The sequence below is a fragment of the Bradyrhizobium sp. Ai1a-2 genome, assembly GCF_000426245.1.
GTDB lineage: Bacteria > Pseudomonadota > Alphaproteobacteria > Rhizobiales > Xanthobacteraceae > Bradyrhizobium.
The window spans coordinates 1-23,115 of the sequence record NZ_AUEZ01000058.1 but is presented as its reverse complement, the minus strand read 5'-3'; the positions used below and the strand labels follow the sequence as shown (position 1 = coordinate 23,115).

Genomic DNA, 23,115 nt, shown 5'->3' with positions numbered 1-23,115 from the left:
ATTCGCACGACACACAACCGTAGGGAAAGGGCTGGGTCTCGATATTTCGGAGGGATTTCTCATCCGACTGACGACCGATCTCGCCGCGCCACGGCAAGCAGAATTGAGCTCGCAGGCAAGGTCTCCCCCTTACGTCCGATGCAAGGGCAAGAAGCAGAATGACCCTTCGGCTGCAAATCTGACGGAACCAAGTGCTTCGAAACGTGCACAGCCGGCTTACATTGCGCGGGAAATTCGCCGCGATGAAGTAGTGACGGAGCCTCTCGGCGAGACTCTCGCGAGGCCGCCCAGCCCAACGACGTCGCGGCTCCTCTTCGCGGCCCTACATTCTCCCACTGAACGGCAAGGGATCCAGCGAAACTGAGGTCAGCTCCCCGTAAATCTGACCGAGATCAAGATCGAGCAGACTGATCAACTCATCTAACACCTCGACGACACGCCTTTGTCGAGGGACGGCTCGATGATGATAGAGATCATTTCGGGCATGGCGAATCAGCGTGAAGTGCTGTCGAAACTCTGACGAGGTCATGCGTCCCTGCGGCCTGGATCTATGGACCGAATTGAAGACCGACACCATCTCCGCCCAATGCTGTTCGATCAGCTTACCGACATGAGCCATATTGCCTGCCGCAATCACTTCGTAGCCCGTCGAAAAGCTGTGACGCCTCGTGGAAATCGCTTCCCTCAAAATATGCTCGACGGTTCGAACCATGTCTCGTGGTACCCTCACGCCATACAAATTCGACAGCGCGATTGGATTCCGATTGGCAACGATCTCTGCCTCGATCGGCTTCCACCAATCGTCCGTTCGGTAAATCGTCTCCATGCGCGCGGCCACAAATGCGCGGAAGGCAGTCTCGAAGATAAAGAAAAGGGGGAAAAGACGAGACTGTTCGGCCAGCTTTCGATGAAAAACGGCCAGCGTCTGGTCTCGGAGGCCGCGTCCCAACGGAGATGTCGCGGCTTTCGCCGCCAACTCTCTCAGTGCGGGCTCCAGAAGTTCATGACTCGTTCTCGCGAGATCGGCGGCGAACAACTCGCTTTCTGCCCGCATAGGAGCCCGGCCCAACCTCGTATTAAACATGTTCAGAAGAGAGTGGCGGCTCGACATCGCGCGTCATCACTTTCCAGGGTTGACTTTGGAGGACCTAAAGGCGGATTATCACTTGCCCTGCCGACGAGGCTCCTCGCTGGAGCCGTGCTGCTTAGATGCAGACGCCGGCAGGTGCTTTCCTCCCTTTGGCTCATTCTCGTCTCGCCCGCCCTTCCGTCTTCCAGCGGGAGCATCGAAGCGCGGAGCCAATGATACGAACTCACTTTCCACGTATTCTGGTTCAGATATGCATACACCGCGCTCCAGCCGAAGCGCTCTCGTCGGATCGCCCTTAAACGATAGCCAGTTGAAGCTCGTGAGGACGGCGTACTCACGATCCTTGATCAGAATCTTTTCGTGAGTATTCCCAAGCCGAAGAAGGACGAAGTTGTTGTACCTAAGCGACAGTTTCTCAAGCTGCTCCGGTATCGGCTTGGCCTTCTTTCCGCCTTGCTCGTCAAGACCAAAACCCAGGTAGAAGCGCACTTTGCGCTCCAACAAGGCTTCGATCTCCTTCAGCATCTTGGCGTCCACGACCTGAGCTGTGATCCACGGACAAATGATCAGCAAACGATCCTTGGCGGTCGTGATGGCATCCCACAAAATCGGAGGGTGCTCGAGCACGCTCAGACGACGAAGCGAATTTCGCGGGAGTTGTGGCGTTCTTGGCAAGAGCGTCAGTCGAGGCTTCTTGGCGGCTGCCGACACCTCGTCTATCTGGCGGTCGATCGCCGAAATTCGTCGCGAGAAGGAATCGGTTCCGATGAGATGCGGCTTCGCCAGATCCGTTAGCAGCCGAGCCTTCTTGGGACCCTCCGCGAGTGCGAAGGCCCTGCTGTGATCGTCAAGCAGCTTGGATTCAATCGCGAATGATAGTTCGACCTCATTGCCATCGGTAGACCTGAACACAAGTACCGTCGCGGGCAGATGTAGACGCATGCGCCGGTCGATGGCTTTGATCGCGAGAAGGTCCCTACGGGCCTCTCCTACCCGTTCCTGATTGAACAACCGCGCGGCTAAGGAAATATCGATGTCTTCTGCCTCGACGCGCGTCGCCGGCAGGGCGGGAATCTCCTTCAATCCGAAATCGACTGCCTCCTTGCCCTTCAGTAGCTGAATTGCCGGCGGCGCAATCGGCTTTCTCGTAAGCCCGTCAAAATAGATCGGTAGTGTCTGTAGCTCGGGAAGTATCTGCTCCAGCGACGTCACCGTCCGCTCGCCCTTTCGCGTCAGAATGAAACGGTCAGCTTCGGAGAGATCGTTTGGAACGAAGGCCAATTCTTCGGCGCGATAAAGCGCCTTGAGGGCCTGATCGACCATTCGGGAAGGAATGCCGAGACAAGCGGATATCTCACCGCAAGTATCCACCCCCAATTTCACGCATCGGAGGACAAACTCGAATATCGGCGGCAACGGCGTATGGAGTAACAACGAAGCGATGATGTAGATCTTAAATACGGGCAATCCGACTTCTGCGAAATCTATGAGTTCGAAACCAGGTCGATCGGAATGGTAGCGTGCTGTCTCTTCCGGCGTCATTTGGTTGCGACCTCGACCACACACTGGGTATTCGAATCGATCCAGTCGATCACCTCGCGAAACGGATTCTCTCCATGTATGCCGGAACAAAACTTTTTGTCTCCGACGATCAGAAGCGCGTCTCGCCCGCGAGAAAGGGCCACATTCAACCGCGGAGATTGATTCAGAAACCCTAGGTACCCGAAGTCGTTCGACCGCGTCACCGAATAGATGGCCATGTCGGCCTGCCTTCCTTGGAACGCGTCCACCGTGTTCAGCAGAATGTTGACGTGGGTCCATTTGTGCGACAAAGGGTTCAGCGTTCTCTCCAATAGATTTCGCTGCTCCGCATAGCCTGTGAGAACAGCGACGCTGACCTTCTTTGCTTCTTTCTTTCGATCTAGACGCGCCAAACGGCGGTTGAGTGCCTGAAGTCTGGTCCTGACGAGTTCGCATTCCAGCCGGTTCGACACGCCTGTCTCGCTTTCCGTCTCCCGCCGAGAAGGGAGCTTCGACGTATCCAACCAGGTGACGGGCGCTGGAAGAACCGGACTGAAATTCCGACCGCTGTCTTCGCGGCCGCATTCGAGCGTCTGATCCGGATAGAAACAATGCGCAATCATGTCGCTGATCGGAGCAATCATGCGATGCTGAACCGTGAGAGCGGTTATGCAGCTTTTGGGAAGACGACGCTCGAGATAGCCGAACAGAGATTCGGCAACGTCTTCGCGGCGAAGGTCGTAGCGCTCAAGTATTTCCTTGTCTCGCAGCGCTTCGTCCTGAAAGGGAGGCAATTGCTTGCTATCTCCGACTAGCAGCCATTTTTTGGCCCTCGACAGAGGGACGAGCACTTCGGTCGCCGTGGCCTTTGAGGCTTCGTCTACGATACAGAGATCGAATGCGAGATCGGCGGCAGACCTCGGTCCGACTATTCCGACGCAGGTGCCAGCGACGACATCGGCCATAGAAAGAAATGGCGCTTCGAAATGATCCTGCCTGCCGAAGCGGGCAGTCCAATCCGCGCCTAGGTTCATCAGCGACTTCAGGTGTTCGACGTCACCGGGGCCGTCGAAATAGAGATCGACGAAATCCTTCAGGTAAGTGGGGGGCGCCGTAGCAAGCTCCTCTGCTTCCCCGCCCAGCCCCGTCAATTGTTGCTTGGTCAAATTGTGAAGCTCGTTCGTCTGCCGGATCAAGTCGCGGATCCGAGCGATCTCCAACCGTCGCGCATTCACGCTGCCAGCCACGTCAAGGTCAATCCGTTGATCCTCGATCTCGGTAGCGCCCCGCCCCCTCATACGTTCCAGCGATTGCTCTTCCTCTCGCAGTCGCTCGTTGAGCTGCGAGAGCTCCTGGTGTGTTGCGAGCAACTTCTCCAGCAGGATACCGATTGCTACGTTTCGATGATCGAGATTGAGCCGCGACGCTTCATTCTGAATGTAACTGTCGACACGCGCCGTAACCTCCTTCGTCCAAGCCTGGAGCCGGCTCGTCAACCGAAACGGCTCCACAGATACGGCGATTTTTTCGTCATTGTTTCCCAACCGGACGACCTCAATGGATCGGGACGCCAAAGGGCTTAGCTCAGTGAGGCGCTCGATGGCGTTGTCGATTGCGACGTTGGTCTGCGAGCAAAGCAATATCCGAGCGTCGGACGATCGCTCCAATATCTGCAAGATAAGCTCGGCAATGAAGGTGGTCTTACCAGTTCCCGGAGGCCCTTTGAGCAGGACCACTTCCGGAGCTCCAATTACCGTTTGGATCGCCTTCTTCTTGTCCGCGTCGAGGTTTTCTTGGAAGAACTTTGCGATCGAAACGTCCTCGGGTTGCTGGGCGATCTCGGGCTCGGTAAGAACACTCGCAAGTCGCGGGAGAGCGACGTTTTTTTGACGAAAGGCGTCCAGCGCTCGTTGTTGACGACGAAGAGCTTCACTCGACGCGTACACGCTGAACACGATATCCCCCGTCGGCCGCAGTTGACCGACGTCGCCCGCACTTACGTAGAACGTGACCTCGTCTCCTTGCACGGCCTCGACATGCCCCGTCAGAAATGAGCCGTCGTTTAGACGGACTTGACGAGGCTCATGCATCACTTCAGCGGGTATCGGACCGTAGGTCTTGAAGGCTACTCTTTGCCCGTCCAAACTGAAGCGCACGTAGTGAATCGGTCGCTCGCGTGATGCCTCCACATCTTGCTTGGCCTGGAGGATTCGCGACCACATGTCGAAAAGACGCGTCTCGATATCGTCTTCCGAAGCTTGGTCCAGACTTGCCAGGTGATCCGACAGCATATGCTGAAGCTCGGCAACCGCCTGCCGATCTGCCTGGCGGCCACGTGGAGCAAATCGGAAGTCTATTGGTACGACCAGGGCGCTTTCGCGCTGCCGATCGAGCAGACCACTTGGCGTTTCTCGCGCACCTAAGATGACCAGTCTATCCTGCCCGCGCACATCCACCCGAGCGTGATAGCTGAACGTCAGGCCGAGCAGTTGCAGATTATCGAGCAATTCGTCTCGATCTTCCGAAGCTGCAGTCGGCAATGGCGGCATTGGCTTCAAACCGCAAACTGCGTTCAAGTCGTCCAATATAGCGTCTTCGACGTCACGTCGGTCACTCAGGCCGAACGCTCGCGCTATGGCATCCGCCTTTTGCTCGTGTAGGCTCAGTTGGCAACTCAACGCCGAGCGCTTCCTGCTGCTTACACTGCTACGGAGGCGCTCGATCTGCTGCAACAGTTGTTCCGCGGTGGCCGGCCGCTCGTCCGGATCGTCGCTTAAGGCCGACAGCAGGCACTGGCGCAAACTACCCTCGAATGCATCGGTCGCGGAAGCGAATCGCCCCACGTCTTCATAGGTAGCAAGCGGGCGAGGCGCAGCAGCCCAAACGAACAAAGTTGCGAGCGCAAAGACGTCGCGCGTGAAGCTTCCAGAACCGTCGTCCGACTCCTTCGGAGTGAACGGTGGACTTACGAACTCCCGGAGCGTCCGTTCACTACGAAGGAAACGACGTAGCTTGGAAACGCCGAAGTCGGCGACTTTTGGGGTACCATCGTCGCTGAAGAGGATATTGCGGGGCGCCAGGTCTCGATGAACGATGTTTCGGGAATGGGCATAGGCGGTAGCCGCCGTTAGTGGACGTCCGATTGTCTCCCAGAAGCTACCCCACTCGAATCCTGAATTTCGCTCCTTCCATTTCAGTAGATCGGATTCCATCCACTCGAGCACAATGAATTTCTCACCGGTGCCGGCCGTGCCGGATGAGAACATCTTGACGATATGAGGATGCATCAGCTCCCCGAGCGCCGTCGTTTCTCGTTTGAACGCTTCGTCGAGAAACGTCGATGGTTCTACGGACGCCGACAACATCTTGATGGCTGCAGGAGCTCCACTTTCCAACGAAACGGCTCGGTACACCCGAGCTGTCCGCCCCGTTGCGGGCGGTTGCCTGAGGATTGCGTAACCGTCCACATTAGGAAAGCTCAAGGTCAATTGATCTTCTCTGCACACCAACTCTTCGGGGAGAAACCCAAGGCTGTACAATACACGGCGGACAATCGGAAAAATCAAGACTACTAAAGCAGTCCATCCAACGCTAACCGGTTCGCGCATCGAGACGCTCGCAATCCGAGCTACCGCGGCTCGTGAATCTCAATACCGCCGTGTGTGCTAGTATGTTGGCGATGGCGTGCGGGGCCTCGACACAGGGGACCATGCGCCGAAGATAGCCAGGCCGCCCCAGAGACGCAGCAATGGAGGTCGTCGGAATCGGTATCGGCCCGACGGGTGGACTTGTCACGCAGAGCCACGTCCGGGCTCCAGTATGATCGTCATCCGCTCGGCTTTTTAGCAGAGAGCATCTCGCGATCGGTGAGAGCGCATTGCTTCCATAAAACAGGAGCAACTGCGAGGACCCGCAACAGATGCCCCTAAGAACGCCAATGCGTTCCAAGGCGCGCTTTGTGGCCTGCAGGATCAACCATTGCCAATCCTCGGCTGTCGTTAACCTCCAAAACCGTCCTCGCCGCCTTGGATCGACGTTAGGTAAGTACAAAAGCGGCTCACATAATCGCAAATGCGATTATACGACTAGCGCCAGCGCGCCCGCTGATCTCTGAAGCGCTGCGCCGACGTCCGGTCGTCGTCCACCTCTTCGGCCTCCTCGATCTCGAGCCAGAGCATCAGCAGCGCATATCCCTCTTGCTGAGGATACACCTGCTCGAAGAGCTCTGCTCTTTGCCCTTGCTTGAGGTCGACCCAATGCTCGGGAATGATCGATGACAACTCACTGGCCGCGCGCTGGTGCAGGTCCTTCGCATAGAAGCTAGACGCCTTCGGCACGGGCTTGCCATAGGCGGCTGAAATCCACGGGAACGTCGGTCCCTTATGGGCGCGCCGGACGATGCCGTCCTTGATTACCACAATGGCCAGTTGCTCGGGGTGATACCGCGCGTACGCGCGGGCAGCCGCCTCCTTGCTGACATCGAAATGTTTCGCGACCAGAGGAATGTGTGCGAGCGTCGGATCACCCTTCGGGATGAACTTCCGCAATGCGGGCGGCGGGATCAGCAGGAGACCGGAGAATTCGTTCGCCTCCGCCTCCATGCGCGCGTAGCGGTCGCCCTGGTCAGTCGACCACTTGGCCATGTCGGCCCGCGAGCAAAGGAATTTGCCGGCTTCGACCGGCTTGTGAGACACAATCAAGAAGTGCCCCAGCTCATGCCCGATGGTGAATCTGCGGCGGCCAGAAGGCGCCGCGCGGTTGACGAGGATAGAGGACCCTTCACTAGGCTGACCTCGAGAATAGCACAGCCAGTTTCACAAAGCTGGCGGGAGTCCCAACTTATGGGTCGCGCTACAGAAGCGTGGTGCCCAGGGGCGGAATCGAACCACCGACACTGCGATTTTCAGTCGCATGCTCTACCAACTGAGCTACCTGGGCAGGTCGCATGAGGGCCGGAAAAGGCCGAGCGAGCGGGCGGGTTATAGTGGGGTGGAGGGGCGATGTCTACCCGGCTTCGCCTTTGGCTACGCCAGTGGCGGCCCGCTTCGCGAAGCCAGCGGGGCCGTGCCGCGTTATCCCCAACTTATTGACAATATTAACTATTCCTCTTCGGCCTCGTCGTCGCGGCCGGGGACGATGTAGGTGCCGGAAAGCCAGCGGTTGAGGTCGACGTCGCGGCAGCGGGCGGAACAGAAGGGGCGGAAGGCGTGCTCGGCCGGCTTGCCGCAGATCGGGCACGACCTGGACGGTTTCTCGGACGATTTCTTGGACGGTTTCTTGGACGGTTTCTCCGCCTTCGCAGCCGCCTGTGCGGCGCCCGCCTGTCTTCGTTGTTCCGGCATTCAGCCCACCGTAGCGGTGTTCAGCCAGCCGTATCGGATCGGAAAACCCTCGCCGCCGAGCAGCGTGACCGTTTCATAAAGCGGCAGTCCCACGACATTGCTGTAGGAACCGACCATCTTGACCACGAACGAGCCGGCAATGCCCTGCACGGCATAGCCGCCGGCTTTGCTGCGCCATTCGCCCGAACCGATATAGGCCTGGATGTCATCCTCGCTCAAACGCTTGAAACGCACGCGGGTTTCGACCAGGCGCTGGCGGAACGCCTCGCGCGGGGTCACCAGGCAGATTGCGGTGTAGACGCGGTGGTTGCGGCCCGACAGCAGCCGCAGGCACTGCGCGGCCTCGTCGACCAGCTCGGCCTTCGGCAGGATGCGGCGGCCGACCGCGACCACGGTGTCGGCGGCCAGGATGAAGGAGCCGCGGATGTCCTCATCGAGCTGCACCGATTTCAGCGCCGCTTCGGCCTTGGCCCGCGCCAGGCGATTGGCGCAGGCGCGCGGCAGCTCGCCCCGCCGCGGGGTCTCGTCGACATCGGCCGGACGCAGCGCGTCGGGCTCAATGCCGGCCTGATTGAGCAGTGCCAGCCGCCGCGGCGAGCCGGAAGCAAGAACGAGTTTGGGACGGCCAAGCATGCAGGTTCTTGGGAAGAGCGAGATTGGGTGGGTAGACGCGCGCGGAACCTATCGGAAGGGGCCTTCTTTCACAACCGTGGAACCCGGATGCGAATCATTTCCGGCAGGAGGACATACCGCCCATAAGCACAGCTCTTTGTCAGGGAAGCGACAAGGGGGGGTGTCTCCGCGGTGGTCCCTCGAGAGACCGGGGACCCTCACCCGGATTGTATCCAGCGATGCAATCCGGCCTCTCCCTTGCAGGGAGAGGCGGGAGCAAGCGGGGAATGGCGGGGCAATTGCCGGAAGCTACTCGCTCGTGGCGCCGGCTCTGGCAAAACGGCGGCGGATGCGGATCAGGAGAGTGTCGCAGACTTCGCGGTAGGCCTGCAGTTTCTGCTCGCGGTTGCCCTCGGTGCCGGTCGGGTCGTGGGTCGGCCAATATTCGACGTCGGCAGCAAGCGTGCGGGTCAATTCCAGCGCCTTGTGGTGAGCTTCAGGCGACAGCGTGACGATGAGGTCGAAATTGAGCCCTTCCCAATCCTCGAGCTCGTCGAAGGTGATCGGCTTGTGGGAGGAGATATCCTGGCCGAGCTCGGCCATCACGGCGACCGCGAACGGATCGAGCTCGCCCTTCTTCACGCCTGCCGAGCGCACATAAAGCCCTTGCGGGAACATCTGCTGCAACAGACTCGCAGCCATCGGCGAGCGTACGCTGTTCTGGCCGCATGCGAACAGCACGGCCTGCGGATTGCGCGCGGGCGGCGCCCCCATGCGTCAGGCTTTGTTCGATTGCGGCCGCGCGCGCCTCATGCGTCCTGCCCCTTCCAGTGGAGGACGCAGATCAGCGTGAACAGCCGCCGCGCGGTCTCGAAATCGACCCGCACCTTGCCTTTCAGGCGTTCCTGCAGCGTGCGCGAGCCCTCGTCATGGATACCGCGGCGGCCCATGTCGATGGCCTCGATCTTGTCCGGCGTCGCCGTCCGGATCGCCTGATAATAGCTGTCGCAGATCATGAAATAATCCTTCACGATCCGGCGGAACGGCGTCAGCGACAGCAGATGCGCCACCACCGGCGTGCCGTCCTCGCGCCGGATGTCGAACATCAGCCGGTTGCCGGTGATCGCGAGATGCAGCGTGTACGGCCCGGGCTGCGTACCGGTCGGCGCGAACAGGTTCTGTTCGATCAGGTCATAGATCGCGATCGCGCGCTCATGCTCGATATCAGGCCCGGAACGCCCGATCGATTCCTCGTCGAGCGTCACCGCGACGATGCGATTGCTGGGATCCTCCTCAGTAGGCGGCTTGTTCATGAGAGGTTGAGGCGCAATCCGACAGAACGGGAATGGGCGTCCAGCCCCTCGGCCTTGCCGAGCGTCATCGCGGCCGGCCCCAGCGCGCGCAACTGGTCGGGGCCGCATTTCAGGATCGAAGTCCGCTTCATGAAGTCGAGTACGCCGAGGCCGGAGGAGAAACGCGCCGAGCGTGCGGTCGGCAGCACATGGTTGGAGCCGCCGACGTAATCGCCGATCGCTTCCGGCGTATGGGCGCCTATGAAGATCGCGCCGGCGTTGCGGACCTTTGCCGCGAAGGCCTCGGCGTCGGCCGTCATGACCTCCAGATGTTCGGCGGCGATCGCATTCGCGAGCGGCACAGCATCGTCGAGCTTTTTCACCAGGATGATCGCGCCGAAATCATTCCAGGACGCGCGCGCGATTTCTGCGCGCGGCAATGTCGCAAGCTGTGCGTCCACTGCGCGTTCGACATCGGTGGCGAGCCGCGCAGAGTCGGTGATCAGGATCGATTGCGCGCTCGCATCATGCTCGGCCTGCGCCAGCAGATCCGCGGCGATCCAGTCGGCATTGCCGGTGTCGTCGGCGATGACAAGCACTTCGGAAGGACCCGCGATCATGTCGATGCCGACCTTGCCGAACACCAGCCGCTTTGCGGCGGCGACATAGGCATTGCCGGGGCCGACGATCTTGGCGACCGGTGCGATCGTGGCCGTGCCATAGGCGAGCGCCGCGACCGCCTGCGCGCCGCCGACGCGATAGATTTCGGAGACGCCGCCGAGCTGGGCGGCCGCCAGCACCAGCGGGTCGAGCTTGCCGTCCGGCGCCGGCACCACCATCACCACGCGCGGCACGCCGGCGACCTTGGCCGGCACCGCATTCATCAGCACCGAGGACGGATAGGCCGCAGTGCCGCCGGGGACATAGAGCCCGACCGCCTCGACCGCGCTCCAGCGCCAGCCGAGCTCGACGCCGAGCGGATCGGTGAATCGCTCGTCCTTCGGCAGCTGGCGCTGATGGAAAGTCTCGATGCGGTCGCGAGCGAACTTGAGCGCCTCGACCGTGGCGGCATCGCAGGCCTTCACCGCCGCATCGATCTCGGCTGCGGTGACGCGCAAGCTGGAGGCATCGAGCTCGAGCCGGTCGAACTTCCGCGTCGCCTCGATCAGCGCGGCATCGCCCCGCGCCACCACGTCGTCGACGATCGCCCGCGTCGCGCGCTCGACATCGGCCGAAACCTCGCGCTTGGCGGCAAGGAAGGCGGCAAAGCGCTGCTCGAAATCGGCGCTGCTTCGGTCCAGGCGGAGGGGCATGGGGCGTTCTTGAATTTGGATTCAGGGTCCCTGCTCAATGGCGCGGCCAATAGGGGCCGTCAACCCTCGATGGCCGACAAAGGCGCCGGGGCTGTAGGGTGGGCAAAGCGCAGCGTGCCCACCATCTAACGGCGTGCTCGGAATGGTGGGCACGCTGCGCTTTGCCCACCCTACGGGACTTTCCCGGGGGGACGACGCGGGATCACTCGGCCGCCGGGGCGGTGCCGAGGTCGTCGGGGCCGAGGTCGGTCAATTCGCATTCCAGGCATTCGACGTCGAGCCGGAGCGTGGCGCCCTGGCTGAACAGGAGCAGCGCGCTGCCGCCGGGGGCGGCGCCCTGGTGAAACTCGATGCCGAGCAGTTCCAGGGTGGCGTCCGGCGCCTCCAGGTCGATTTTGCGCGATTTGCAGGCAAGCACACGATCGAAGCGCAACGCCGCGATCAGGCGGCGCGAGGCGGTTTCGCCCGACAGCGTCTGCTCCCAGTCCAGCCTGGACATGCCGACCACGAGCCGCTTCTCGCCCTGCCGCCAGACGATGTCGGAGGCCTGCACCCTGGCATCCTGCACATGGGTCGAGATCACCGCGAGATCGTCGGCGTCGAGTGCGATCAGTTTGAGCGGGGCGGGCGGCATCATGCGGAAAGAAGCTCCTGGACGGAAACCGGTTCCCATATGTGCCCGCGCTGCCCTTTGCAAAACCCCTGTCAGTCGCGAATGCGCTCGATCGACGCCCCGCAGGCCGACAGTTTCTCCTCCAGCCGCTCGAAGCCGCGATCGAGATGATAGACGCGGTTGACCATGGTCTCGCCCTCGGCGGCAAGGCCCGCGATGACCAGCGAGACGGACGCGCGCAGGTCCGTCGCCATCACGGGCGCGCCGCGCAATTTGTCGGTGCCGCGGATGGTGGCGGTGTCGCCGTCGAGCGAGATCCTGGCGCCGAACCGCGCCAGTTCCTGCACATGCATGAAGCGGTTCTCGAAGATCGTCTCGGTGATGACCGACGCGCCGCCGGCGCAGGTCATCAGCGCCATCAGTTGCGCCTGCAGATCGGTCGGGAAGCCGGGGAACGGCGCGGTCGTGACCTGCACCGGGCGAAGGCCGGCGCCGTTGCGGCCGATGCGGATGCCGTCATTGTTGACACTGACCGTGGCGCCGGCCTCGCCGAGCACGTCAAGCGCCGATTGCAAGAGTTCAGGACGCGCGCCGGAAAGCTGCACCTCGCCGCCGGTCATGGCGACCGCCATCGCGTAGGTGCCTGCCTCGATGCGATCCGGCAGCACGGTGTGGCGCGCGCCATGGAGCCTGGCGACACCCTCGACGATGATGCAGGGCGTGCCGGCGCCGGTGATGCGGGCGCCCATCTTGTTCAGGCAGGCGGCGACGTCGGCGATTTCAGGCTCGCAGGCGGCGTTGGTGATGACGCTGGTGCCCTTGGCAAGCGTTGCCGCCATCAGCGCGACATGGGTGCCGCTCACCGTCACCTTGGGAAAGGCGATGTCGGCGCCGCGCAGCCCGCCGGGCGCTTTCGCGACCACATAACCGCCGTCGATCGAGATGTCCGCGCCGAGCTTCTCCAGCGCCAGGATCAGGAGATCGACCGGCCGCGTGCCGATGGCGCAGCCGCCGGGCAGCGACACCCTCGCCTCATGCATGCGTGCGATGAGCGGCGCGATCACCCAGAAGCTGGCGCGCATCCGCGAGACCAGGTCGTACGGCGCGGTGGTGTCGATGATGTCGGCGGCCGAGATGTGCAGGGTCTGGCCCTGATATTCGCGATCGCCGGGCCGCTTGCCCGCGGACATGATGTCGACGCCGTGATTGCCGAGGATGCGTTGCAGCTGCGCAACGTCGGCAAGCCGCGGCACGTTGTCGAGGATCAAGGTCTCATCGGTGAGCAGCGCCGCGATCATCAAAGGCAGCGCGGCATTTTTCGCGCCCGATATCGAAATGGTGCCGTTGAGCTCGTTGCCGCCGACGATACGGATGCGATCCATGCTGCCTCTTGTTCTGATCCGCGAGGAATCTATCGAAGGAAGGGGCTACCGAAAAAGTGTTGAAATTTAGGGCGATTCCGTGGGCGTCCTCGTCATTTCCGGGGCGATGCGCCGGCGTCGGCCCCGGAAATCTGCCGCAACCGGCGCGGAAACGGAGTTCAGGCGGCGGCCGCGACCTGGTCGAAGGAGGCGCCGGTCAGCGTCGCCGAGACCTCCCACAGCATCGCCGCGACCGTGGCATCCCTCGCCTGCGGCATGATCTTCGCTTCCACCGGCGGCCCCTTCAACTCGTGGAGCCAGTCCGGGCCATAGTAGCCGCCGGGCCTGGCGTCCGGCGAGGTGGCGGCAAATAACGTCGGCAATGCGCCGGCAGCGGCGGAGTGGCTGATATAGGGTAGGAGCAATTGGCCGAAGCGCCCGGCCAGACTTTTCGCGCCCGGACCATTCGGGATCAGGTCGGTTCGCGCAGCGCCGGGATGGGCTGCATTGCTCATCAGGCCCCAGCCGGCGGCATCGCTGCGGCGCTGCAATTCGAGCGCAAACATCAGCATCGCCAGCTTCGACTGGCTGTAGGCGCGCCACGGACGATAGGAGCGTTCCGACTGGAGGTCGGCGAAATCGATCGCGCCGGAGCGGTGCGCCAGGCTCGAGAGATTGACTACCCGGGGCTTGAGGCTGCGGCGAAGCTGCGGCAGCAGGCGCGCGGTGAGCGCATAATGGCCGAGATAATTGCTGCCGAGCTGCATCTCGAAACCGTCCTGCGTCGTCCGCCGTCGCGGCAGCGCCATCACGCCGGCATTGTTGATGAGGAGATCGAGCGAAGGACGGCTGATGGCGAAGCGGCCGGCGAAGTCGGCGACCGAGGCAAGGCTGGCGAGATCGAGCGTCTCGTAGCTGACGTCGGCATCAGGATATTGCGCGCGGATCCGTTCGAGCGCGTTCCTGCCCTTGATGTCGTTGCGGCCGGTCAAAACCACGGTCGCGCCGGCGCCCGCCAGCGCCAGCGCGGTCTCATAGCCGAGCCCGCCGGCGGCGCCGGTGATCACGGCAGTCCGGCCGGTCTGGGGTGGAATGTCTGCAGTGCTCCAGCCGCTCATGCTTATATCTCCTGGTCGAATCGGGGTGTGGTTTCCAGCTGCGCCTCGCTAAATGTGCACTAAGTGCAAATTTGCAAGTGGTGAAGGATTTGAAGCGACCGACGACCCTGCGGAGACCGGCCAAGGGCAGGTCATCAAAGGAGAAAACCGCGCCTGCGGCGCCGGGCCTGCGCGCGCGCAAACGGCAGGAGACGCGGGAGAAGCTGACCCGGGCGGCAATGGCGCTGTTCCTGGAGCGCGGCTTCGAGGCGACCACGCTCGACGACATCGTCGCCAGTGCCGACATCTCGCGCCGCACCTTCTTCCATTATTTCGCTTCCAAGGAGGACGTCGTGTTCGCCTGGCAGGAGGAAGCTGGCGCGGCGCTGATCGCGGCGGTCGCGGCGCGGCCTGCCGGCGAATCGATGCTCGCGGCAGCGGAAAACGCCGTCATCGCGATGGCCGGGCAACTCGATCCCGCCGAAGTGGTGGCGTTGGCGCGGCTGAAACGCGATAACCCGGCGCTGCAGGCGCGTGATCAGGTCAAGTATGAAAAGCTGGAGCGCACGCTGGCCGATGCGCTTCTCAGGCGCACAGGCAACAAGACGGACAAGATGCAGGCGCGGCTCGTCGCGATGATCGCCACCGGCGCGATGCGCGTCGGCGGCGAGCTCTGGGCCGCCGAGGGCGCCCGCGAAACGCCGGAGCTTCTCGCCAGGCGGATGTTCGCGGCAATCCGGGCGATCTTCGAATGAGTGCTCGCCGCTTCCGCGGGCGCGCTCACCTCTCCCGCTTGCGGGGGAGGTCGGCGCAGAGCGCCGGGTGGGGGCTCTCTCCCCGCTCGCGGACAATGTGAATCGCGGAGATACCCCCACCCCAACCCTCCCCCGCACAGCGGGAGAGGGAGCGCAGCACCGTTATTCAGCTCTTGATGAAGGCGAGCAGGTCGGCGTTGATGGTGGCCGCTTCCGTGGTGGGCATGCCGTGCGGGAAGCCCTTGTAGGTCTTCAGCGTGCCATTCTTCAACAGCTTGGCCGACAATGGCCCGGCGTCGGCATAGGGCACGATCTGGTCGTCGTCGCCATGCATGACGAGAACGGGCACGCTGATCTTCTTCAGGTCTTCGGTGAAGTCGGTCTGCGAGAAGGCGACGATGCCGTCGTAATGCGCCTTGGCGCCGCCCATCATGCCCTGTCGCCACCAATTCTGGATGATGGCTTCCGACGGCTTGGCACCCGGCCGGTTGTAGCCGTAGAACGGGCCCGCCGGGAGCTCGCGATAGAATTGCGAGCGGTTGGCGGCGAGCTGCGCCTGCAGTCCGTCGAAGACTTCCTTGGGCAGACCGCCCGGATTGGCCGGGGTCTTCAGCATCAAGGGCGGCACTGCGCTGATGATCGCCGCCTTCGCCACCCGGCTCTCGCCGTGCCGCGCGATATAGTGAACCACTTCGCCGCCACCGGTGGAATGACCGACGTGAACGGCATTCTTCAAATCGAGATGCTCCGTCACCGCCGCGAGGTCGTCGGCATAGTGATCCATGTCGTGACCATCGCCCACCTGGCTCGACCGGCCGTGGCCGCGGCGGTCATGGGCGACGACGCGAAAGCCCTGATTGACGAAGAACAGCATCTGGGTGTCCCAGTCATCCGATGACAACGGCCAGCCGTGGCTGAAGACGATCGGCTGGCCACTCCCCCAGTCCTTGTAGAAAATCATGACGCCGTCTTTGGTGGTGATGGTGGGCATCGCGCAGCCTTTCGTGCGAGTGGAGCTGATGGAACATACCGATCCGGGCATGCTCCGGATTTCAAAATCGCCCTGCGATATCAAACGACGATGTCAATCAGATCATGATCCGATTAGACGCTCGTGATGCCCCGCGAAAGCGGGGCATCACGTACGCTGGGACTTCCCGGCTGATCTCTGACGGCAGTGATCACTGGATCACCGACCGGAGCCTGTCATCGGTTCGTGCTTGTCGCGAGGAAAACCGGTTTACACTTTTGCGGAGCATGCTCAGGCAAAGGAGGCCATCGGCCTGTACCGCCGCCAGATACCGATGATCGCCACCACGAACAACACCAGCACGATGCCCTGCACGACCGCGAAGACGGGGCCGGACGGAGGAGCCGGCGGCACGCTCGGCGCCAGCGCCTGCAGCGCGGGTATCTTGAGGAAGGATTGAACCACCAGCACGAAGACGTTGAGATAGAGCGACGTCATCGCCGTCACGATATAGATCGGGCGCCAGGCGCCCGAAAGCTTCATGACATAGAGCGCGATACAGGCAAGCGCGAGCAGGATCAACGAGATGATGCCGAAGACATGCGAGGGCAACAGCTCCTTGAACGGAAACATGAACCCGGTGACGCTGGTGAGGATCGTGAACAGCAGGAAGATCGCGGTGAACCCCGGCATCTGTCGCGAGCCGAGCAGACCGAACATCACGACAAGGCCCGCGACGATGGCAATCAGACTGATCACCACGTGAACAAGCGTAAACGTGGCCAAGCTCATACCCAGCATCATGTGAAGCACTCCCAATGAGAACCGCACGGAACAGTACGATGCAACACATGAGATTGCTACATGCCCGCGCAGTGGAGGCTGGATTTATATGATGCAGATAAGATGATTGGACATGATGCGCATAAACTAAAGTATCGGATCTGCCGAAACCGTTTGCATGCCTGTCATAAATGACAGCACACCGACCGCAATCACCAAACTATCTGCAAACTATCTGAATGAGTGCCGTAGCCCGGGTGGAGCGAAGCGTAACCCGGGGCCGCTCGCGTATGCTGACACGGATGTCCCGGGTTACGCGTTCCGCTCCACCCGGGCTACGCGTCCCCACACTATGAATCAATAGTAGCGCGGGATCTGGCCGTTGTGCGGCGTCTTGCGCTGCGAGAGATCGAACAGCACGCGATCGACATAGCACCAGCCCCAACCTTCCGGCGGATCATAGCCTTCGATGATCGGATGGCCGGTCGCGTGGAAATGCGCGGTCGCATGCTTGTTGGGAGAATCGTCGCAGCAGCCGACATGGCCGCAGCTGCGGCAGATGCGCAAATGCAGCCATTGGCTGCCGCTCTTCAGACATTCCTCGCAGCCGAGCGCACTCGGCGTCACGCTCTGGATGCCGGCGATATGGGTGCAGCCGTTTGACATGCGGTATTTCTCCTGGAGCGAAATGCCATTGCTTGAATCCGCGGCCGGACTTGTTTCACCTCTCCCGCTTGCGGGGGAGGTCGGCGCGCCAGCGCCGGGTGGCGGCTCTCTCCACTCGCAAGGACAGCGTGAATCGCGGAGATACCCCCACCCCAGCCCTCCCCCGCAAGCGGGAGAGGGGGCGCAGCATCCATCGCGGATACAGTTCGGCGCGCTTTCAACACGCTCAAGCCGTGGAATTCGCGTTGTCGGCGAGGAAGCCGTGCAGTGCGGCGACGACCTGGGCGCCCTCGCCGATTGCACCACCGACGCGCTTGACCGATCCGGAGCGGACGTCGCCAACCGCGAACACGCCGGGCACGGTGGTCTCGAGCAATTGCCCCGGCCCGTTCTGGCCGGTGAGCACGAAACCTCCGCGGTCGACCTTGACGCCGCAGCCCTCGAGCCACCCGGTCGCGGGATCGGCGCCGACGAACAGGAAGACGTTGTTGACGTCGAGCGTGTGCTGCTCCGGCGCCAGGCGGCTCTTCCAGCGCACGCGATGCAGCGCCGAATCCTCGCCGCCTTCCAGCGCCGTTATCTCGGTGTTGAACATCAATTCGATATTCGGCGTCGCCTCGATGCGCTCGATCAGGTAACGCGACATGCTGGCCCCAAGGCCGCCGCCGCGGATCATCATGTAGACCTTGCGCACATGGCCCGACAGGAACACGGCGCCCTGGCCTGCGGAATTGCCGCCGCCGACCAGCACCACGTCCTGCCCGGCACACAGCTTGGCCTCGATCGGCGAAGCCCAGTACCAGACGCCGCGGCCCTCGAAGGCCTCGAGGTTTTCGATGCTCGGCCGGCGATAGCGCGCCCCGCTCGCCACCACGATCGATTTTGCGCGCAAGATGTGCCCGCATTCGGTCGCGATCGAGAACAGGCCGTCCCGCTTGGAGCAGTCGAGCGACCTGACCGAGACCGGGATCAGGATTTCCGCACCGAATTTCTGCGCCTGGTTGAAGGCGCGGCCGGCGAGCGCCTGACCGGAAATGCCGGTCGGAAAGCCCAGATAGTTTTCGATGCGGGCGCTGGCGCCGGCCTGGCCGCCGAAGGCGCGCGAATCGAGCACAGCGACCGACAGGCCTTCGGATGCCGCATAGACGGCGGTGGCGAGCCCGGCCGGCCCGCTGCCGACGACGGCAACGTCGTAGAGCCTGTCATGGGCGTGGCCGCCGATCATGCCCATCGCCATCGCAAGCGCGGTCTCGGACGGGTTACGCAGCACGTTGCCGTTGGGGCAGACCACCAGCGGCAGTTCGGCGCGCGTGGCCGAATAACGCGCCACCAGGTCGGCGGCGTCCTTGTCGATAGCGGGATCGAGCACGTGGTGGGGCTGGCCGTTGCGCGCGAGGAAGTTCTGCAGCTGCGCAATCCTGCCGAGCGATAGCGGGCCGATCAGCACGGGGCCGCCGACGCCGCCCTGGATCAGGTTGACGCGGCGCAGGATCAGCGCGCGCATGATGCGCTCGCCGAGATCGGCTTCGGCCACCAACAGCGCGCGCAATCTTTCCGGCGGGATCAAGAGCGTCTCGACATTGCCTTCAGCATGACCGTCGACCAGCGCGGGCCGACCGGAGAGCTGGGCAATCTCGGCCAGAAATTGTCCCGGGCCCTGATCGATCACCGGCGTGACATGGCCGAGACCATCGCGCTGGGTGATGGCGACCGTGCCCGAAAGCACCACGAACATGCCCGGCCCCGGCTTGCCGGTCTCGAACAGCGCTTCGCCGTCGCTATAGTTCCTGACCTCGCCGAACCGGCGCATGCGCTCGATCTCGTGCTCGGTCAGGGTCGGAAAGGTCTGCTCGTGCCGTGGAAACGCGAGGGACCTCGCGCTGATCGGACTCGCTATCGTCTCTATCGTCTCTGCAGCCATCTCAGCTACTCACTCCCCTCAACCGAAACACGGCGGCCACCATGCCAAGCAGGTTGGCAGGCAGGCTGGATCGGCTAGCGACCCGGCTCGCCGTCGCTTGCGTCATCTAGTCGGCCTTCGGCCGGTTCGGAAGATGCAACACCGCCGCGCCCGCGCGCCTGTGATTTCCGCCGCTTGAGGTTTTCACGCAGCGCGGCCTTGAGGCGATGCTGTCTCGACTCGTTCGACGCGATCGCGGCCTGCCGCTCCTGCCCGTCCTTCTCGTCCTGCATGCTGGACCCGTTCTTGCCATAGCGGCATGACAATAGACCAAGCACCGAGGCAGATGCACCGGTCGATCGGGGAGGACCCCGGCGCTTCAGCGCGTTGACGCGGACGAACGGCCAAAGTCGCCTCCCTGGCGGCCGATGGAACCGAAGCGCGCCGAATGGGCCGAATTCGGACCAGACGAAGCGTTTTTGCCAGCCGCCGCCCCGTCCCCGCGCTTGCGCCGGAGGGGGCCTTGTGGCAAGAACCGCGGCGCCCGCAGGCGCCAACTCGGCCGATTCTTTATTCCCGGGCACGCTGCCGTAGCTCAGTGGTAGAGCACTCCCTTGGTAAGGGAGAGGTCGACAGTTCAATCCTGTCCGGCAGCACCAGAAAGCCAGTAAAATCAATCGACTAGGAGATCGTCTCCCGACGAGTTGGTACCCGATTTTGGCGTGGTACCAACCGGGTACCAACCGAGCGGCACAGCTTATTGCCGGCAGTAACAGCTAGAAACCAGGCAATGGAAAACCGCCGTCGCCGAGTAATCTTCGAGCCGCCACTTAAGCCCACGGCATAAGCAATACCCCCGCTACGTGTCCACCCGCACCGCGCGGCTCTTGCGAATTGCCAAGTCGCCGGTCAGGTCGGATTGCGGGATTGCGGCAAAGATAGGCGGAAACAATGCAGCGGTAAGCAGAGCGCGGAAGCGCTCAACTGTTGCAAGACGCGACAGTTGAAAAGCGTACTGGCCGCGCGATGGCAAGGCGCGAAGGGCGATTCCTGGGCATAAACCGCTATCTGCGGTTGTTCAGATTGGCAACTACCAGCATCTTATTGAACGGGCTATTGCTGGGGCTGGACGAATGATCGAAGAATTTGAGTACGACGTTGCCTTTAGTTTTTGCGCGATCGATGAAGGCGTGGCTACACAGCTAAACGATCGGCTGGCTTCGCGCCTAAAAACGTTCATTTACAGCGAGCGACAACGAGAGATCGCGGGCACGGACGGGCAAGAGAGCTTTAGCAAGGTCTACGGAAAGACCGCCCGTCTCGTCGTGGTGCTATACAGGCCAGAATGGGGTGAGACGCCTTGGACGCGCATTGAACGCGACGCCATCAAAAACAGATCGCTCGATGATGGCTGGGACTTTACGACCTTTGTACCCACGGTGGATCGCCCGCAAATGCCGCCTTGGCTACCAAAGACACGACTGTACGTTGGGCTTGAGCGTTGGGGAATAGAAGCCGCAGCAGCGGTGATTGAATCACGCGCTACAGAGCGAGGCAGCAACCCCCGGGAAGAAAGCGTTGCTGAACGTGCAGCACGCCTTCGTAGAGCGCGAGAACTCAAGGATAAGCAGGACCAATTTCAATCATCGGAGCACGGCGTCCGAAGCGCTATTCAGGCCTATGAAGATTTCTCACGTGCCATAGAGCAACATGCTGAGCAGATTTCCGGGGCAGGCATCAAAATAACGGCACAGCGATCACAGGAATTTCGGATACTTACTGGGCTGCCTCCATGCAACGCTATATGCAGCTTCCGTCCGTACTTCGCGAACTCCCTCCAAGAGGCTTATCTGCTAGTCGACGTATTCAAAGGATTTCCACGGTTGCCCGGCTTCTATAGTTCGATCGATGAGCCGAGGAAATTGAAATCGTTGCGCTACTCGTACCGACTCGTACGAACAGACTACCAAGCATGGGTTGGCGAAGACGAGAAGGGCCGCGAGTTCACACCTCAGCAACTCGCAGACCATATCCTTCGGAACTATATGGACATAGCCGAGAAGACCAATCGATATTGAACGGAATTTCGATGCATTCGCTGCTCAACCGAAAGGCGTTGGCTGAACGGCTGCGCCGCCTGAATGCTTATCGCGTTTTTGTGGTCGTCCTTATACCGCTTGCCTGGCTGTTCTTTGTTGCCCTTAGACGGCGTCGGTCGTTCTTTCAGCGCATGCTGACAAACTGCAATGTTGCGTGTTTCATCGAATGCTGGAGTTCTGTCGCGAAGGGCAAACTGATTGATACGGAATCGCCACTCGCCCACGAGATCAACAACGCGGCCGATTACTACCTCACAAAAGCGATTTATGACCGCCGCGAATTTGGCCAGTACGAGCGGCTATTGCTCGGCTGGCAATACGCACTCTGGTATACGCGCGACATCAAGAAACCTGATGAGCATCGCGCGCAAAATTTTGCAGCAGAGCATGACCTCGCGCCGATATTTGAGAAGTACGCAAACCTCTATAACTATGTGTGCTTCGCGGCAACGAAGGAAATCGAAAAGCTCGAGGTTCAAGTAAAAGAACCGACCAGTGTGCAATACTGGCGATCAAAAGTACGCTTCAACCTATTGCCGAAGCCCTTGAATGCCAAAACCAAGGCAAGAGCCGTTCGGAAATTTTTCGCCGAGTTGGTTAGAGAACTCAAACTTAGGTTTGCGCGAGCCAACTACATTAAGATCGATTTCACGCTCTCCGATTTGACCGCACTGATCACTCTCTGTGGCGCTCTCCTCCTAATCTTGGGATATGTACGAATTTTTATCCTTGGAGTCTATTTTGGCTTTCCGTTCCAGAATTACTTCGGCGTTGCCGACTACCTGACCACAAGCCTCAACCTCACAGGGCAGGTTTTGATCGGCGGCGTTCTAACTGCGATTTTTGCCTATGTTTCGGTTGCCACGTCGAACTCATATTCGGTTCAGCAGACCGAGCTACAAACAACCTCTACGCAAGCGAGGATTGCGACTATTGGTTACCATTTCATTGGCATTTCCTCCTTTGTTGCGGTGGCGCTCGCATACTTCCGGCTCGACTACATCGACGACGTTGCGGCGCTCGGCGCGCTAGTCTACGTCGGTGCATTTGTATTGGGCCGAGCAAGTATCGCGATCTTTGAGAACCCCCTGAAGGCTTACGTGGCGATGAGCCTAGTCTACTTCAGCCTTGCTGCAACGCTGGCAGGTGCACTTCGTGAGACAGAGCGGCTCAACCGACCTCCCAATGGCTCGCATATGAGGGCATTGCAGTTCGAGGATGTGCGGTACGACGAAAAGGAATGGCAGATAGTCGCTTTCACGACTGATTACGTGATTGTTCGGAATAGGCAAACCAAGCAACTAGTTGTCCGCACGCGAAAAGAATTGAAATCGATAGAGACCAGCTAGATACTGCGCACATACTCAAGCCCTTCGGTCAACGCGCCTCGGTTGGAAAGCCATTCACGATAGAGCTGGTGATTGCGCTTGGCAGGGGAAGCGGCAGCCGACTCTCAGTCGAGCCCTGCGCCGCAATTCCTCATTGTTATACTGCAGCGGCCGGATAACCCGGCACATCCAAACGCCGGTCAAGTTGGCGCATCGGCTTCGTGCGGGTCGGTGCGTCGATTTTTGTCGACCCGCGTGGAGTCCGGCGCGCGCAATGATGTTTCCCGCCCTGCCGTTTTCGGTCTATGCTCACCATGCCACCCAAAAGGAGATCAAGGAGACCTAACCCGCGCCTTGCCGCCGGGCGCAATGA

Annotated in this window: 20 protein-coding genes and 2 tRNA genes; 4 read left to right on the top strand and 18 right to left on the bottom strand. The window is 61.2% G+C overall.

The annotated features are described in order from the left end of the window. Positions 1–322 precede the first annotated feature (322 nt). From K288_RS0130005 to K288_RS0129945, 13 genes are all read right to left on the bottom strand, one after another. Entirely contained in the window at positions 323–1,036 is a 714-nt protein-coding gene (locus tag K288_RS0130005) for a hypothetical protein (RefSeq protein WP_152535738.1), read from the bottom strand. A 126-nt stretch (positions 1,037–1,162) separates the two neighbouring features. Then, positions 1,163–2,632 (bottom strand): hypothetical protein, encoded by a 1,470-nt coding sequence (locus K288_RS0130000; RefSeq protein WP_027582895.1) that lies wholly within the window; start codon positions 2,630–2,632, stop codon positions 1,163–1,165. After that, complete coding sequence (locus tag K288_RS0129995) at positions 2,629–6,219, bottom strand: AAA domain-containing protein (protein WP_084799781.1); 3,591 nt, start codon at positions 6,217–6,219, stop codon at positions 2,629–2,631. The genes K288_RS0130000 and K288_RS0129995 overlap by 4 nt, the downstream gene beginning before the upstream one ends. A gap of 477 nt (positions 6,220–6,696) precedes the next feature. Further along, positions 6,697–7,380: an ImmA/IrrE family metallo-endopeptidase gene (locus K288_RS46930; RefSeq protein ID WP_256378854.1), complete on the bottom strand. Its 684-nt coding sequence runs from the start codon at positions 7,378–7,380 to the stop codon at positions 6,697–6,699. 93 nt (positions 7,381–7,473) lie between these two features. Next, a tRNA-Phe gene (locus tag K288_RS0129985) sits at positions 7,474–7,549 on the bottom strand. 161 nt (positions 7,550–7,710) lie between these two features. Then, on the bottom strand, positions 7,711–7,953 hold the full coding sequence (yacG, locus tag K288_RS55535; RefSeq protein ID WP_027582893.1) for a DNA gyrase inhibitor YacG: 243 nt from the start codon (positions 7,951–7,953) through the stop codon (positions 7,711–7,713). Then, positions 7,954–8,586 (bottom strand): Maf-like protein, encoded by a 633-nt coding sequence (locus K288_RS0129975; RefSeq protein ID WP_027582892.1) that lies wholly within the window; start codon positions 8,584–8,586, stop codon positions 7,954–7,956. A gap of 288 nt (positions 8,587–8,874) precedes the next feature. After that, positions 8,875–9,339 carry a low molecular weight phosphatase family protein gene (locus tag K288_RS0129970; protein ID WP_027582891.1) on the bottom strand — a complete coding sequence of 155 codons (465 nt, stop codon included), beginning with the start codon at positions 9,337–9,339 and terminating at the stop codon, positions 8,875–8,877. A gap of 35 nt (positions 9,340–9,374) precedes the next feature. Then, positions 9,375–9,878 (bottom strand): UPF0262 family protein, encoded by a 504-nt coding sequence (locus K288_RS0129965; RefSeq protein ID WP_027582890.1) that lies wholly within the window; start codon positions 9,876–9,878, stop codon positions 9,375–9,377. Continuing rightward, positions 9,875–11,170 carry a histidinol dehydrogenase gene (hisD, locus tag K288_RS0129960; protein WP_027582889.1) on the bottom strand — a complete coding sequence of 432 codons (1,296 nt, stop codon included), beginning with the start codon at positions 11,168–11,170 and terminating at the stop codon, positions 9,875–9,877. The genes K288_RS0129965 and hisD overlap by 4 nt, the downstream gene beginning before the upstream one ends. Positions 11,171–11,372: 202 nt before the next feature. Next, positions 11,373–11,807 (bottom strand): DUF2948 family protein, encoded by a 435-nt coding sequence (locus K288_RS0129955; protein ID WP_152535737.1) that lies wholly within the window; start codon positions 11,805–11,807, stop codon positions 11,373–11,375. 68 nt (positions 11,808–11,875) lie between these two features. Then, positions 11,876–13,165: a UDP-N-acetylglucosamine 1-carboxyvinyltransferase gene (murA, locus tag K288_RS0129950; RefSeq protein WP_027582887.1), complete on the bottom strand. Its 1,290-nt coding sequence runs from the start codon at positions 13,163–13,165 to the stop codon at positions 11,876–11,878. 158 nt (positions 13,166–13,323) lie between these two features. Then, complete coding sequence (locus K288_RS0129945; RefSeq protein WP_027582886.1) at positions 13,324–14,262, bottom strand: SDR family oxidoreductase; 939 nt, start codon at positions 14,260–14,262, stop codon at positions 13,324–13,326. Between the two features lie 89 nt (positions 14,263–14,351). On the opposite strand from K288_RS0129945, the gene K288_RS0129940 reads away from it, so the two are divergent. Then, a complete protein-coding gene (locus K288_RS0129940) occupies positions 14,352–14,996 on the top strand; it encodes a TetR family transcriptional regulator (protein ID WP_043161102.1) in 645 nt (214 codons plus the stop codon). 166 nt (positions 14,997–15,162) lie between these two features. Here K288_RS0129940 and K288_RS0129935 read toward each other — a convergent pair whose 3' ends face one another. The 5 genes from K288_RS0129935 to K288_RS49770 form a co-directional block, all read right to left on the bottom strand. Beyond that, positions 15,163–15,987 (bottom strand): alpha/beta hydrolase, encoded by an 825-nt coding sequence (locus K288_RS0129935; protein WP_027582884.1) that lies wholly within the window; start codon positions 15,985–15,987, stop codon positions 15,163–15,165. Positions 15,988–16,257: 270 nt separating this feature from the next. Further along, complete coding sequence (locus K288_RS0129930; RefSeq protein WP_027582883.1) at positions 16,258–16,770, bottom strand: hypothetical protein; 513 nt, start codon at positions 16,768–16,770, stop codon at positions 16,258–16,260. A gap of 336 nt (positions 16,771–17,106) precedes the next feature. Continuing rightward, entirely contained in the window at positions 17,107–17,415 is a 309-nt protein-coding gene (locus K288_RS0129925) for a UBP-type zinc finger domain-containing protein (RefSeq protein WP_027582882.1), read from the bottom strand. 226 nt (positions 17,416–17,641) lie between these two features. After that, positions 17,642–19,336: an FAD-dependent oxidoreductase gene (locus tag K288_RS0129920; protein ID WP_043161095.1), complete on the bottom strand. Its 1,695-nt coding sequence runs from the start codon at positions 19,334–19,336 to the stop codon at positions 17,642–17,644. 74 nt (positions 19,337–19,410) lie between these two features. After that, on the bottom strand, positions 19,411–19,608 hold the full coding sequence (locus tag K288_RS49770) for a hypothetical protein (protein WP_027582880.1): 198 nt from the start codon (positions 19,606–19,608) through the stop codon (positions 19,411–19,413). A gap of 291 nt (positions 19,609–19,899) precedes the next feature. On the opposite strand from K288_RS49770, the gene K288_RS0129910 reads away from it, so the two are divergent. The 3 genes from K288_RS0129910 (at position 19,900) to K288_RS0129900 (ending at position 22,763) form a co-directional block, all read left to right on the top strand. Then, positions 19,900–19,974: transfer RNA gene (locus K288_RS0129910), tRNA-Thr, on the top strand. A gap of 474 nt (positions 19,975–20,448) precedes the next feature. Then, positions 20,449–21,393 carry a hypothetical protein gene (locus tag K288_RS0129905; protein WP_027582879.1) on the top strand — a complete coding sequence of 315 codons (945 nt, stop codon included), beginning with the start codon at positions 20,449–20,451 and terminating at the stop codon, positions 21,391–21,393. A gap of 11 nt (positions 21,394–21,404) precedes the next feature. Next, entirely contained in the window at positions 21,405–22,763 is a 1,359-nt protein-coding gene (locus K288_RS0129900) for a hypothetical protein (RefSeq protein WP_027582878.1), read from the top strand. The last annotated feature ends 352 nt before the right edge of the window (positions 22,764–23,115 follow it).

Excerpts from the sequence above, each read along its gene's own strand:
- K288_RS0129920 (WP_043161095.1), bottom strand. The coding sequence starts at position 19,336 with ATGGCTGCAGAGACGATAGAGACGATAGCGAGTCCGATCAGCGCGAGG.
- K288_RS0129905 (WP_027582879.1), top strand. The coding sequence starts at position 20,449 with ATGATCGAAGAATTTGAGTACGACGTTGCCTTTAGTTTTTGCGCGATC.
- K288_RS0129925 (WP_027582882.1), bottom strand. The coding sequence starts at position 17,415 with ATGTCAAACGGCTGCACCCATATCGCCGGCATCCAGAGCGTGACGCCG.
- hisD (WP_027582889.1), bottom strand. The coding sequence starts at position 11,170 with ATGCCCCTCCGCCTGGACCGAAGCAGCGCCGATTTCGAGCAGCGCTTT.
- yacG (WP_027582893.1), bottom strand. The coding sequence starts at position 7,953 with ATGCCGGAACAACGAAGACAGGCGGGCGCCGCACAGGCGGCTGCGAAG.
- murA (WP_027582887.1), bottom strand. The coding sequence starts at position 13,165 with ATGGATCGCATCCGTATCGTCGGCGGCAACGAGCTCAACGGCACCATT.
- K288_RS0130000 (WP_027582895.1), bottom strand. The coding sequence starts at position 2,632 with ATGACGCCGGAAGAGACAGCACGCTACCATTCCGATCGACCTGGTTTC.
- K288_RS0129965 (WP_027582890.1), bottom strand. The coding sequence starts at position 9,878 with ATGAACAAGCCGCCTACTGAGGAGGATCCCAGCAATCGCATCGTCGCG.
- K288_RS0129995 (WP_084799781.1), bottom strand. The coding sequence starts at position 6,219 with ATGCGCGAACCGGTTAGCGTTGGATGGACTGCTTTAGTAGTCTTGATT.
- K288_RS49770 (WP_027582880.1), bottom strand. The coding sequence starts at position 19,608 with ATGCAGGACGAGAAGGACGGGCAGGAGCGGCAGGCCGCGATCGCGTCG.
- K288_RS0129945 (WP_027582886.1), bottom strand. The coding sequence starts at position 14,262 with ATGAGCGGCTGGAGCACTGCAGACATTCCACCCCAGACCGGCCGGACT.
- K288_RS0129935 (WP_027582884.1), bottom strand. The coding sequence starts at position 15,987 with ATGCCCACCATCACCACCAAAGACGGCGTCATGATTTTCTACAAGGAC.
- K288_RS0129930 (WP_027582883.1), bottom strand. The coding sequence starts at position 16,770 with ATGATGCTGGGTATGAGCTTGGCCACGTTTACGCTTGTTCACGTGGTG.
- K288_RS0129975 (WP_027582892.1), bottom strand. The coding sequence starts at position 8,586 with ATGCTTGGCCGTCCCAAACTCGTTCTTGCTTCCGGCTCGCCGCGGCGG.
- K288_RS0129955 (WP_152535737.1), bottom strand. The coding sequence starts at position 11,807 with ATGATGCCGCCCGCCCCGCTCAAACTGATCGCACTCGACGCCGACGAT.
- K288_RS0129900 (WP_027582878.1), top strand. The coding sequence starts at position 21,405 with ATGCATTCGCTGCTCAACCGAAAGGCGTTGGCTGAACGGCTGCGCCGC.
- K288_RS0129970 (WP_027582891.1), bottom strand. The coding sequence starts at position 9,339 with ATGGGGGCGCCGCCCGCGCGCAATCCGCAGGCCGTGCTGTTCGCATGC.